Raw genomic sequence first — 12,511 nt, forward strand, 5'->3', positions numbered from 1 at the left:
CGGCACGGACGCCTTACACACGAAAGATGACCCCGGCACCACCCGTGCCGGGGTCATCGCATGTCACCGGATCAGTTCTGCTGGGAGAGGTACTCCGCGACCAGGAACGCGATCTCCAGGGACTGCATGTGGTTCAACCGGGGGTCGCACAGCGTCTCGTAACGTTCGGCGAACGAGGACTCGTTGACCGGGTCGGACCCGCCCAGGCACTCCGCGACGTCGTCACCGGTCATCTCCACGTGGATGCCGCCCGGGAACGTACCCAGCGCGCGGTGCACCTCGAAGAAGCCGCGGACCTCATCCACGATGTCGTCGAAGTTGCGGGTCTTGTACCCCGAGGGCAGCGAGACCGTGTTGCCGTGCATGGGGTCCGTGACCCACACGGGCTTGGCACCCGACGCCTCCACGGCCTGGATCACCGGGGGCAGCTTCTCGCGGATGTTCTTGGCACCCATGCGGGTGATGAACGTCAGGCGACCCGGCTCGCGCTCGGGGTCCAGGGCATCGATGAGCCGCAGGGCGTCGTCGCCCGTGGTGGACGGGCCGAGCTTGACGCCGATGGGATTGCGCAACCGGGAGAGCAGGTCCACGTGCGCGCCGTCGAGTTCGCGCGTGCGCTCCCCGATCCACAGGAAGTGCGCGGATGTGCCGTACGGCAGGTTCGTGCGGGAGTCGATGCGGGTCAGTGCACGCTCGTAGTCAAGCAGCAGCGCCTCGTGACCCGCGAAGAACTCGGTGGTCTTGAGAGCGTCGAAGTCGGAGCCGCACGCGGCCATGAACTTCACCGCGTGGTCGATCTCGCGCGCCATGGACTCGTAGCGGGCGTATGCCGGGTTGGCCGCAAAGCCCATGTTCCACGCGTGCACGCGGCGCAGGTCCGCGAACCCGCCCTGGGTGAAGGCGCGAATCAGGTTCAGCGTGGACGCGGACGTGTGGTAACCGCGCACCATCCGCTTGGGATCGTGAACGCGGGACTCCTCGGTGAAGTCGAAACCGTTGACCATCTCCCCACGGAACGAGGGCAGGGTCACGCCGTCGCGGGTCTCGTCGTTGGACGAACGCGGCTTGGAGAACTGCCCCGCCATGCGCCCCATCTTGACCACGGGCAGCGACGCGCCGTACGTGAGCACCACGGCCATCTGCAGCAGCGTGCGCACCCGGGCCGAGATCTTGTCCGCGGTGGCACCGGCAAACGTCTCGGCGCAGTCGCCGCCCTGCAGGAAGAACGCCTCACCGTTGGCCACCTGGGCCAGGCGCGCGCGCAGCCGGTCTACCTCCCCCGCGAACACGAGGGGCGGGACGGCGTTGAGCTCCTGCATGCTGCTCGCGAAGTCGGGGTGCTGCGCCCACTGGGGGTGCTGACCGATCGTCTTGTCCCGCCACTCGTCCAGGCCGGGATAGTTCGCCGCGCTCGGGGAGGGGGACGACACGGTTCGGATCTGTTCAGGCAGCGTTATGGAACTCATTCGGACAGTCTAGGCGGATTCCTTGGGACCGCGCTCGTCCGTTCCGTCATGTGAACGTCCCTGCAGCTTGGCGCCCAGGTTGCTCGCCTGCTGGGACACGGCGTCCGTGACCGCGCGTCCCTTGTCCCGGGTGGCCTCGACGACGTCGCGGGCCTGGTCCTTGAGCGCTGCAGTCTTCTCCTCGGCGAGCGCGCGCTTGTGATCAGCAGCGTAGACGTCCGCCATCTCCTGGCCAGAGATCTTCTGGATCGCGGCCATGATCTCGTCCGTCACGCGGCGCATGGTCGCGTGGTCCCCGTGCCGGGACATCAGGTCCGAGAAGTCCATGGGCTCACCGAAGACCGTGGTGACCTTGGCACGACGCGGATCCGGGAACCGTGAGCCCAGGGGCTGCATCTTGTCCGTGCCGAACATCGCCACGGGGATTACGGGGGCCCCGGTCTCCAGCGCGAGGCGGGCCACACCGATCTTCCCCTTGTAGAGCCGACCGTCCGGGGAGCGCGTGCCCTCCGGGTAGATCCCGATCAGCTTGCCCTCGGCGAGTGCCTGACCGCCGGCACTGAGCGATTTGGCGCTGGCCTTGCCACCCCTGCGGTCCATGGGGATCTGGTTGATGGCTTTGAAGAACGCGCCGATCACGCGCCCCTTGAGCCCGGGGGTCGTGAAGTACTCGGACTTGGCCAGGAAATACACCTGGCGCGGCACGGCCACGGGCATAAAGATGGCGTCCGGGACGGACAGGTGGTTGCTCGCGAGGATCGCGGGGCCGTGCTCGGGGACGTTCTCCAGACCCACCACGGTGGGTCGGCACACCAGGTTGACCACGGGGCCCACCACGTAGGTCTTCAAGAACATGTACACCATGAGCGGGAGCCCTTTCGTCATCGCGGGAGTCACCGGATGCCCGCGGTGACCCGGCCGTGCACCAGTGCGCACGCGCGGCACCGTGCCTTTGTTCCGCCACATTCTCTCACGAGTTCTCGCGGCGGCTGGCACAATGGCGCCATGTTCTCCGATCAGCAGCTCCACGGCCCCCTGCACCTTCCCGGCTCCTCCTCCGTGGGGGTCCTCCTACTGCACGGCTTCACGGCCACCACGGCCTCCGTGCGGGATTGGGCGCACGCCGTCCACGAGGCCACCGACGACGCCGGAGCCCACCCGGGCGTGCGCGTCCCCCTGCTGCCCGGGCACGGGACGCAGTGGGAGGAACTGGCCGAACAACCATGGCAGGCCTGGCGGGACGCCGTGGACGAACAGTACTGGGCGTTGCGCCGCGAGCACGACCGCGTGGTCGTGGGCGGGCTGTCCATGGGCGGCGCGCTGGCCCTGCACACCGCAGCCCGGCGGGAGGTCGCCGGGGTGCTGCTCGTGAACCCCGCGCTGTCCCTCGTGAACCGGATGGCGCGGTTCAGTCACCTGCTGAGTCCCGTGGTCGCGTCCCTGCCCGGGATCGGTGGCGACGTCAAGAAGGAGGACGTCCTGGAGTCCACCTACGACCGCACGCCCCTCGCCGCCGTCGCGCAGCTGAACGTGCTGATGCACCGGACCGTGCGCATGCTCCCGGCGATCACCGCGCCCACCGTGGTGTTCCGTTCCGAGGTGGACCACATCGTCTCCGGGGACTCCGCGGACCTGGTGGCCGAGCACAGTTCCGGGGACGTCCGCGTGGTCGATCTGCAGAACAGCTACCACGTGGCCACCCTGGATCACGATGCCCCGCTGCTCGAACGGATCTCCCGGGACGCGGTCCAGCGGTTGTCCCGGGGCGAGCAGTTCCTCCCCGAGGACCCGTCGTGAGTTCACGCCAATCACCGGAGGACCCGTTCGAGCGGATCATCCGCGACAACTCGTGGGACGACGTCCCCCGCGACGACGAGGACCTCGAACCGTGGGCCGAGGACTTCCCGTGGGAGCCCCGCGAGCAACCGGCCGAGGAGATCCCCGTCGAACTGCGGGACACCCGGGAGGACGAACGCTACGAGCCTGATCCCGGGCCCGTTACGAGCGGAATCTCCCCCGCCATGCTGCGCGCCCTCAGCACCGTGCTCGCGGTCATCGTGATCATGGTCGGACTCGCCCTGTTGCCCGGTCCCCTGCCCCCGGTTATGTGGCTGCTGGGCCTCGTGGGTCTGGTCACGGGTCTGTACCTGGTCTTCCGCGCGCTGCCGCAGGACTCCCCCGAGGACGACGACGGCGCCGTCGTCTGACGCGTCCGCGCGGCGCGTTCCAGCGGGTCCGGCTCCCCGGACGCGGGCGCCTCCGCCACAATCCTGCCGGGGTCGCCGTCATGTGGTGGACACGTCCAGTATGTGCCGGGAGTGAGGCGCGACACACAGTAGGCTGAGAGCCGTTCCCATCAGGAAGGTGCCCCTCAATGCGACGCGTCAGCGCCCCGGCCATCGTCGATCCCCTGCCGTACCCCGGCATCGCCCACATCCTTGCCGAACGCGCCGAGCAGAAGCCCGACACGGTGCTGTACACCGTGCTCGCAGAAGGGCGCGAGCGGGACGTCACGGCGCGACAGTTCCGTGACGAGGTCGTGGCCCTGGCCCGCGGGATCGCCGCGAAGGGCATCCGCCCCGGCGAGCGCGTGGGCCTGCTGAGCCGCACGCGCTACGAGTGGACGCTCGTGGACTTCGCCCTGTGGTGGGCCGGCGCAGTGCCGGTGCCCGTCTACGACACGTCCTCCCCCGATCAGATCGCCCACATCATGTCCGATTCGCAGGCCGTGGCGATCTTCGTGGAGACCGACGAACTGGCCGAACGCGTGCAGCGGGCCACCGGGATCACGGAGTTCGCGGCCGCACGGCGGATCTGCGTCTTCGACACCGCCTCCAGCGAAAACTCCCTGGAGGCCATGATCGCGGGCGGCGCGGACCGCACGGATCTGCAGACGCCCTACGACGGCGTGACCCTGGACGACGTCGCGACCCTCATCTACACCTCGGGGACCACGGGTGCGCCCAAGGGCTGCGAACTGACCCACCGCAATTTCGTGTCGTGCTCGCAGAACACCATCCCGGTGGCCGGTGCCGTCATGGCCGGGGGGTCCCGCACCCTCATGTTCCTGCCGCTCGCGCACGTGTTCGCCCGGTTCGTGGAGGTCACGTCCCTGGACGCCGGGATCACCCTGGCCCACACGCCGGATGTCTCCCACCTCATGGAGGACCTCGCCCGGTTCAAGCCCACGTTCATCCTGGCCGTGCCCCGCGTGTTCGAGAAGATTCTGGTGGGCGCGCGGTTCAAGGCCCAGGCCGGTTCGCCGGTGAAGAAGCTGATCTTCGAACGGGCCGTTGCGACCGCCGTCGCGTGGTCACGCGCCGCCGTGAAGGGCCCCGTGCCGCCGCTGCTCGAAGCCCGCCACCGCCTCTACGACAAGCTCGTGTACTCCACGCTGCGCCAGGCCATGGGCGGGGACGTGCGCTACGCCGTCTCCGGGGGTGCGAGTCTGGGCGACTACCTCGCGCACTTCTTCAACGGGATCGGTGTGTACGTGGTCGAGGGCTACGGGCTCACCGAGACGACCGCCCCCATCGCGGCGAACTTCCCGAGCCTCAACCGGCTCGGCACGGTGGGCCACCCGATCCCCGGCAACGAAGTCGCGATCGCCGCGGACGGGGAAATCCTCGTGCGCGGCGCCAACGTGTTCGAGGGCTACCACGGGCTGCCCGATAAGACCGCCGAGGCGTTCTTCGACGGTTGGTTCGCCACCGGGGACCTGGGCCACCTGGACGACGAGGGTCTGCTCACGGTCACGGGGCGCAAGAAGGAGATCATCGTCACCGCGGGCGGCAAGAACGTGACCCCCAACCAACTCGAGGATCCCATCCGCGCCTCCGCGACCGTGGGGCAGATCATGGTCGTCGGGGACGACCGCCCCTTCGTGGCCGCCCTGATCACCCTGGACCCCGAGACGCTGCCCAAGGTGCTGCCCGGACTCGGGCTGGATCCGACCATGAGCGTCGACCGGGCCGCACGCGAGGAGGCCGTCATCGACCACGTCCAGAAGATCGTGGACCACGCCAACGCCAAGGTCTCCCGCGCGGAGGGCATCAAGGCCTTCCGCATCCTGGACCGTGACCTCACGATCGAGGACGGTCACCTCACTCCGTCCATGAAGCTCAAGCGGGCCAAGGTCGCCCAGGACTTCGCGCGCGAGATCGAGGACATCTACGCGCGCTGACAGCCCGCCGACGCCGCGGGGTGCCCGGGCCAGGAACTGCGCTTCGCATACCGGGGTCCGGGGGCTCGGTTCAGTTCTTCGTGCGCTGCCCGGGGACGTCCAGACCCAGCAGCGCGTTCTCCACGACCTCCGCGAGCGCGGGGTGGATCCAATACTGGCCGCGTGCCATTTCGTGGGCCCGCAGCCCGAAGGACATGCCCTGGACGAGCGGCTGGATCAGGTTGGAGGAATCGCGGCCGATGAGGTGTGCCCCCAGCAGCTCGCCGGTGCGGGCGTTCGCGATGAGTTTGCAGATCCCAGCGTGGTCCTCCATGGCCCATCCGTAGGCCACGTCCCCGAAGTCCTGTTCCTTGACCGTGATCCGCTCGTCGTTCCGGGCGGCCCAGTCGCGGGCCTGGACCTCGGTCATGCCCACGGACGCGATCTGCGGTTCGGTGAACACCGCGGACGGCACGTAGCGGTGATCGGTCGCGCGCAGATCCTGCGGGTGCACCACGTTGTGGGAGACCGTGCGGGCCTCGGCGTTGGCCACGTGCTTGAGCTGGTACGGGGAGCACACGTCCCCGAGGGCCCACACACCGGTCACGGGTTCCCCGTCCGAGAGCACACGCTGGTACTCATCCACGGCGAGCAGACCGCCGCCGGTGACGTCCAGGTGGGCGGCTTCCGGGCGCAGCGTGTCCGCATTGGGGACGCGCCCCGTGGCCAGCAGGACGACGTCGGCGGTGCCGTCCCAGTGCTGCCCGGAACCATCGGAGGCCTGCGCCGACACCGTCAGGCGGCCGTCCTCGGCACGCTCGATCCCGGACAGCGTCCACCCGAGTTGCAGGTCCCACTGTTCGGCGGCCTCGCGCGTGAAGCGTTCGACGATCGTGTCGTCGTGTTCGCGCAACAAGCGCTGCGAACGGTTGAGCTGGGTCACGGAGGCGCCCAGTCCGCGGAAAACGTGGCAGAACTCGGCGGCCACGTACCCGCCGCCCACCACGATGACGTCTCGGGGGAACTCGTCCAGGCGCATCACGGTGTCCGAGGTGTGTACCCCGGGCAGGTCGGTACCCAGCACGTCCGGGATGCTGACCCGCGAACCGTTGGCCAGCACGATCTCATCGGCGGTGATCCGCTGCCCGGACTCGGTCTCGAGGACCTTGGGTTCCACGAAGTGCACGTACTCCTGGATCACCGTGACGTTGTCGAGCGACTCGCGGTACTGCAGCCCGTTCTTGGAGATCGCGTCGATCCGGGCGAAGATGCGATCCCGCATGCCGGGCCAGTCCACACCCTCGATCACGGCATCCAGGCCCAGCCGTATGGCGTCCCGCGCTTGGTCCCCCACGGTGGCCGGGTAGGCGTACATCTTGGTGGGGATGCACCCCACGTTGAGGCACGTGCCGCCGAACCGGCCGGGTTCCACGATGGCGACGTCGAGGTCCGCGTGCTCGTCTGTGAGGATGGAGTTGCCGGAGCCGGAGCCCACGATGATCAGGTCGAAAGAACGCATGCGCCCCATCCTAGGCCGCCGCCCCGCGCGTCCGAGGACAGGCGGGGCGGCGGGATCCGTCACTCGGGGTCGATCACCAGCACCAGGTCCCCGCCGCTGACGTGCGCGGTGTCCGCCAGTGCCACGCGGGAAACCGTGCCCGAGACCGGCGCGGTGATGGACGCCTCCATCTTCATGGCCTCGATCGTGGCCACTGAGTCCCCCGCGGCGACCTTTGCCCCCTCGGAGACCGTGACCGTGACCGCACCTGCGAAGGGTGCCGCCACGTGCCCGGGCTTGGAGGTGTCCGCCTTCTCGGTCTCCACGGCCTGGGACTTCACCGACTCGTCGCGGATCTCGAGCAGGCGCAGCTGACCGTTGAGGGTCACCATGACCGTGCGCATCCCCTTCTCGTCCGGTTCGGAGATCGCCTGCAGGGTGACCAGCAGCCGCACCCCCTTGCCGAGCGAGATGACGTGCTCGTGGTCCTGTTTCAGCCCGTACAGGAAGTCGCGGGTGTGCAGGAGGGAGATGTCCCCGTACTTGGTGCGCGAGTTCTGGTAGTCGCGCGTGGGGCCGGGGAAAAGCAGCCGGTTCAGGGCCGCGCGGCGCACCTCGCCCGGCTGGGCGAGCTCCTCGACATCCTGCTCCGAGAGCTCCTCGTCCGCCAGGTGCACGGTGCGTCCCTCCAGCGCCTTGCTGCGGAACGGTTCCGGCCAGCCCGCGGGCGGGGTGCCGAGCTCGCCGGCGAGGAAGTTGATCACGGAGTCCGGGATGTCGAACTTGCGGGGATCGGCCTCGAACTCGGCGGGGTCCACGTCCATGCCCACGAGCTGCAGGGCGAGGTCGCCCACCACCTTGGACGACGGCGTGACCTTGACCAGGTGCCCCAGCATCCGGTCCGCGGCGTGGTACATGTCCTCAATCGCCTCGAACTTCTCCCCGAGCCCCAGCGCGATGGCCTGCTGGCGCAGGTTTGAGAGCTGCCCGCCCGGGATCTCGTGGCGGTACACGCGCCCGGTGGGCCCGGTCAGCCCGGACTCGAAGGGCTTGTAGATGGAGCGCACCACTTCCCAGTAGGGCTCCATGTCGCTCACGGCGTCCAGGTCAAGTCCGGTGTCCCGGTCCGTGTTCTCGAGCGCGGCCACGAGCGCGGAGCCCGAGACCTGGGACGTGGTGCCGGCCATGGACGCGGATGCGGCGTCGACGGCGTCGACCCCGGCCTCCGCAGCGGCGAGCAGCGTGGCGAGCTGCCCGCCCGCGGTGTCGTGGGTGTGCAGGTGCACCGGCAGGTCGAAGCGCTCGCGCAGGGCCGCCACGAGACGCCGCGCGGCCTCCGGGCGCAGCAACCCCGCCATGTCCTTGATCGCCAGGATGTGCGCGCCGGCGTCCACGCACTGCTGAGCGAGGTCCAGGTAGTAGTCGAGCGTGTAGACGTTCTCCTGCGGGTCGAGCAGGTTGCCCGTGTAACACAGGGCCACCTCGGCCACCGCGGTGCCCGTAGCCCGCACCGCCTCGATGGCCGGGCGCATCTGCTCGACGTCGTTGAGCGCGTCGAAGATCCGGAAGATGTCGACGCCGGTCTCGGCCGCCTCCGAGACGAACGCGTTGGTCACCTCCACCGGGTACGGCGTGTACCCCACGGTGTTGCGCCCGCGCAGCAGCATCTGGATGGGGATGTTCGGCATCGCCTCGCGCAGCAGCCGCAGCCGCTCCCACGGGTCCTCCCCCAGGAAGCGCAGCGCGACGTCGTACGTGGCACCGCCCCAGGCCTCGACCGAGAGCAGCCCCGGCAGCAGGTGCGCGTACGCGGGTGCCGCCGCGAGCAGGTCGCGGGTGCGCACACGGGTAGCCAGTAGGGACTGGTGGGCGTCACGGAACGTGGTGGACGTCACTGCGAGCGGTTCGTAGTTCCGCAGGGTACGCGCGAAGCCCTCGGGCCCCTGCTCCTGGAGCACCTCGCGCCAGCCGGAGGGCACCTCGTGGGAGGACGGGCCGTCGAACGGGCTGCGGAAGGGTTCGTCCCGCTTGTCCCCGGGGTAGTGCGGGAGCTTGTCGCGCGGGTCCATGCCGTCGATGCGCTCGCCGTGGGGCTTGTTGACCGTCACCTCCGCGAGATAGTTCAGCGCGCGGGTGCCGCGGTCCGCCGAGCCCTTGCCCTTGAGCAGGTCCGGGTGGTTCTCGATGAAGTCCGTGGCCACGTCCCCGGCCAGGAAGTCCGGATTGTGCAGCACGGCCTGGAGGAACTGGATGTTGGTGGCGATCCCGCGGATGCGAAACTCGGCGAGCGCGCGGCGGGCGCGGTGCACCGCGGTGGTGTAGTCGCGTCCGCGGCACGTGAGCTTCACGAGCATCGAGTCGAAGTGCGGGGAGATCTCCGCGCCCGCGTAGAGCGTGCCGCCGTCCAGGCGCACGCCGGCGCCACCGGCGGAACGGTAGGCCGAGACCTTCCCCACGTCCGGGCGGAAGTCGTTGGCGGGATCCTCCGTGGTGATGCGGCACTGCAGGGCGGCCCCGCGCACGCGCAGCGCGTCCTGCGAGATGCCCAGGTCGTCCAGGCTCTCACCGGCGGCGATGCGCAACTGGGACTGGACCAGGTCCACGTCCGTGATCTCCTCGGTCACGGTGTGCTCCACCTGGATCCGGGGGTTCATCTCGATGAACACGTGCTGCCCCGCGCGTTCCCCCGCGGTGTCCACGAGGAACTCCACGGTGCCCGCGTTGACGTAGCCGAGCTCTTTGGCGAACTTCACCGCGTCCCGGTGCAGGGCGTCACGGATCTCCTCGTCCAGGTGCGGTGCCGGGGCGATCTCGATGACCTTCTGGTGCCGGCGCTGCAATGAGCAGTCCCGTTCGAACAGGTGCACGATGTTGCCCTCATTGTCCGCGAGGATCTGCACCTCGATGTGCCGCGGACGCAACACGGCCTGCTCGATGAACACGGTGGGGTCACCGAACGCGGTGTCCGCCTCGCGCATCGCGGCGTCGAGCGCTTCCGCCAACTGTTCGGGCTTCTCCACGCGCCGCATCCCGCGGCCACCGCCACCGGCGACCGCCTTGACGAACACCGGGAAGCCGATCTTCTCCGCGGCCTTGATCAACGTCTCCTTGTCCGAGGAGGGGTCCGAGGACTCGAGCGTGGGGATGCCCGCGCGCCGCGCGGCCCGCAACGCCTCGACCTTGTTCCCGGCGAGTTCCAGGATCTCGGCGCGCGGACCCACGAACGTGATGCCCTCCGCCTCGGCGGCGCGCGCCAGGTCCGGGTTCTCGGACAGGAAACCGTAGCCCGGGTAGATGGCGTCCGCCCCGGACTCCTTGGCCACGCGCACAATCTCGGCCACGTCCAGGTACGCGCGGACCGGGTGGCCCTCCTCCCCGATGTGGTAGGCCTCGTCCGACTTCTGGCGGTGGATCGAATTGCGGTCCTCGTACGGGAAGACGGCAACGGTCTTGGCGCCGAGTTCGTACGCCGCTCGGAACGCGCGAATGGCAATCTCGCCGCGGTTGGCCACCAGGATCTTGGAGAACATGACTACCGTTTCCGCACGCGGCGCCCTGTGGGGCCCGCGCACTGGGTGAGGAGACGACTACCGGAACAGCTTACGTGAGCCACGCCTCGGCAGGGTAGCCCGGATTTCGTGTCCCCTGTGCCGGTCCAGGCAACATCCGCCGCTCGTGGTGACACCTGCCGCTCATGACGACGACGCCGCGCGGCACCGCCCGGCCCGGCTCGCGACGTGCGGTGATCCACCCACTAGCATGGAACAGGCTGGTGGACAGCCCCATTTCAGGTGACAGAAGGGTGATCCGTGCAGATCGTCAGCATCAGCAGCCTCAAGGGCGGGGTGGGCAAGTCCTCCGTGGTCCTGGGGTTGGCCTCCGCCGCTCTCGAAGCACACGTCCCCACGCTCGTGGTGGACCTGGACCCCCACGGCGACGCCTCCACGGCGCTCGGCGTCCACGCCCGCCCGGGGCACGAGGTGGGCACCGTGCTGCGCCGCCCCCGCAAGGGTGCACTGGCCTCCGTGGCCACGGCGTCCTCGTGGACCAAGCATCCCATCACCCCGCACACCGTGCCCGCGGGCCCGGGCGCGCCTGCCGACAGGTCATCGACCGGGGACGGCGCACGAGCCGTGCTGGACGTGGCACCCGGCTCCGCGGCGTCGTCGCACCTGGACCACGCCGCGTTCCGGACCAAGGACCTCAAGCGTCTCGAGACCGCGCTGCGGGGACTGGCCCGCTACGAGCTCGTGCTGATCGACTGCCCGCCCACCCTGAGCGCGCTGACCCGCATGGCGTGGGCCGCGTCCCACAAGGTGCTCTCCGTGGCCGAGCCGTCCCTGTTCTCCGTGGCGGGTACCAAGCGCACCATGACGGCGCTCGCGCAGTTCGAGACCTCGCGGATCTGGGCCGTCCCGGAGGCCGGGGTGGTGATCAACCGCGTGCGCGACGACTCGGTCGAACAGCGTCACCGCATGCGGGAACTGCAGGAGTTGTTCGGACCGCTCGTGGTGGATCCCGTGCTGCCGGACCTGTCCGTGATGCAGCAGATCCAGGGGGCCGCGTGGCCCGTCCACCGCTGGCCGGGTGCCCCGGCTCAGGATCTCGCGCAGCGCTTCGGCACCATTCTGGCGGGCCTCACGCGCTGATCCCGCAACCCGCGGCGGCGGGGTGCGGTGGCGGGTCAGCCCGCGTTCTTCTTGCGACGGCGTGCGCGCCGGGCGGACAGCTCGTCCTCCGGGAACGGATCCGCGGCGGGGGCCCCGTCCAGGCTCGTGTGTTCGCCCGGCATGGAGGCCAGCGTGCCCTCGACCTCGCGCCACACCCGACCCACAGCGATCCCGAACACGCCCTGACCGCCCTGGACCAGGTCGATGACCTCGTGGGGGGACGTGCATTCGTAGACGCTCGCGCCATCAGACATGAGCGTCAACCGCGTGAGGTCCTCGATGTTGCGCAGCCGCAGCGCGCCCACCGCCGAGCGGATCTGCTGCAGGGAGACACCGGTGTCGAGCAGGCGCTTGACCACCTTGAGCACCAGGATGTCCCGGAAGCTGTAGAGCCGCTGCGACCCGGAGCCCTTGGCGCCGCGCACGGTGGGTTCCACGAGATCGGTCCGGGCCCAGTAGTCGAGCTGGCGGTACGTGATCCCCGCGGCCTTGCACGCGGTGGGACCGCGGAAGCCCACGGTCTCGTCGTAGCCGCCCAGGTTGTCAGTGAACAACATCTCCTGGGTGCCGCCGGCGAGGGAAGATGCGCGCAGCCGTGCCGCGTCCAGCGGCAGCTCCGGATTGCTCAAGCGTCCTCCTCGTGCGTGGGTAGGGGTGTCCGACCCCCGGACACGGGCACCAGCTCGCTGACGCCTCCTCGACGGTAAACCCACGG

General features: G+C 69.4%; 9 protein-coding genes. 4 read left to right on the forward strand and 5 right to left on the reverse strand.

All coding sequences use genetic code 11. The features are described 5' to 3' along the window. Window positions 1-71 precede the first annotated feature (71 nt). Window positions 72-1,466 (reverse strand): class II 3-deoxy-7-phosphoheptulonate synthase, encoded by a 1,395-nt coding sequence (locus RF650_RS09220; RefSeq protein ID WP_098055245.1) that lies wholly within the window; start codon window positions 1,464-1,466, stop codon window positions 72-74. Between the two features lie 9 nt (window positions 1,467-1,475). Continuing rightward, on the reverse strand, window positions 1,476-2,321 hold the full coding sequence (locus RF650_RS09225) for a lysophospholipid acyltransferase family protein (protein WP_368814736.1): 846 nt from the start codon (window positions 2,319-2,321) through the stop codon (window positions 1,476-1,478). Window positions 2,322-2,471: 150 nt separating this feature from the next. Here RF650_RS09225 and RF650_RS09230 point away from each other — a divergent pair, with 150 nt between their 5' ends. From RF650_RS09230 to RF650_RS09240, 3 genes are all read left to right on the forward strand, one after another. After that, a complete protein-coding gene (locus RF650_RS09230) occupies window positions 2,472-3,263 on the forward strand; it encodes a carboxylesterase (RefSeq protein WP_131333107.1) in 792 nt (263 codons plus the stop codon). Then, complete coding sequence (locus RF650_RS09235; protein WP_368814737.1) at window positions 3,260-3,673, forward strand: hypothetical protein; 414 nt, start codon at window positions 3,260-3,262, stop codon at window positions 3,671-3,673. The genes RF650_RS09230 and RF650_RS09235 overlap by 4 nt, the downstream gene beginning before the upstream one ends. Before the next feature lie 167 nt (window positions 3,674-3,840). Beyond that, a complete protein-coding gene (locus RF650_RS09240; RefSeq protein WP_368814738.1) occupies window positions 3,841-5,649 on the forward strand; it encodes a long-chain fatty acid--CoA ligase in 1,809 nt (602 codons plus the stop codon). A gap of 70 nt (window positions 5,650-5,719) precedes the next feature. On the opposite strand, the gene RF650_RS09245 is transcribed toward RF650_RS09240, so the two are convergent. After that, window positions 5,720-7,147 carry a mycothione reductase gene (locus tag RF650_RS09245; protein ID WP_368814739.1) on the reverse strand — a complete coding sequence of 476 codons (1,428 nt, stop codon included), beginning with the start codon at window positions 7,145-7,147 and terminating at the stop codon, window positions 5,720-5,722. Window positions 7,148-7,206: 59 nt separating this feature from the next. Next, window positions 7,207-10,656 carry a pyruvate carboxylase gene (locus RF650_RS09250; protein WP_368814740.1) on the reverse strand — a complete coding sequence of 1,150 codons (3,450 nt, stop codon included), beginning with the start codon at window positions 10,654-10,656 and terminating at the stop codon, window positions 7,207-7,209. Between the two features lie 279 nt (window positions 10,657-10,935). On the opposite strand from RF650_RS09250, the gene RF650_RS09255 reads away from it, so the two are divergent. Then, entirely contained in the window at window positions 10,936-11,775 is an 840-nt protein-coding gene (locus RF650_RS09255) for a ParA family protein (RefSeq protein ID WP_368814741.1), read from the forward strand. 35 nt (window positions 11,776-11,810) lie between these two features. Here the strand turns inward: RF650_RS09255 and RF650_RS09260 are convergent, their stop codons facing one another. Then, window positions 11,811-12,353 (reverse strand): MerR family transcriptional regulator, encoded by a 543-nt coding sequence (locus RF650_RS09260; RefSeq protein WP_064845778.1) that lies wholly within the window; start codon window positions 12,351-12,353, stop codon window positions 11,811-11,813. Window positions 12,354-12,511: the final 158 nt, after the last annotated feature.

This window comes from Kocuria sp. CPCC 205297, from assembly GCF_040981035.1.
Taxonomy (GTDB): domain Bacteria; phylum Actinomycetota; class Actinomycetes; order Actinomycetales; family Micrococcaceae; genus Kocuria; species Kocuria marina.

What these genes read in the sequence shown, in the direction of transcription:
- RF650_RS09220 (WP_098055245.1), bottom strand. Translation starts at nt 1,466, where the DNA reads ATGAGTTCCATAACGCTGCCTGAACAGATCCGAACCGTGTCGTCCCCC.
- RF650_RS09225 (WP_368814736.1), bottom strand. Translation starts at nt 2,321, where the DNA reads ATGTTCTTGAAGACCTACGTGGTGGGCCCCGTGGTCAACCTGGTGTGC.
- RF650_RS09230 (WP_131333107.1), top strand. Translation starts at nt 2,472, where the DNA reads ATGTTCTCCGATCAGCAGCTCCACGGCCCCCTGCACCTTCCCGGCTCC.
- RF650_RS09240 (WP_368814738.1), top strand. Translation starts at nt 3,841, where the DNA reads ATGCGACGCGTCAGCGCCCCGGCCATCGTCGATCCCCTGCCGTACCCC.
- RF650_RS09245 (WP_368814739.1), bottom strand. Translation starts at nt 7,147, where the DNA reads ATGCGTTCTTTCGACCTGATCATCGTGGGCTCCGGCTCCGGCAACTCC.
- RF650_RS09250 (WP_368814740.1), bottom strand. Translation starts at nt 10,656, where the DNA reads ATGTTCTCCAAGATCCTGGTGGCCAACCGCGGCGAGATTGCCATTCGC.
- RF650_RS09260 (WP_064845778.1), bottom strand. Translation starts at nt 12,353, where the DNA reads ATGTTGTTCACTGACAACCTGGGCGGCTACGACGAGACCGTGGGCTTC.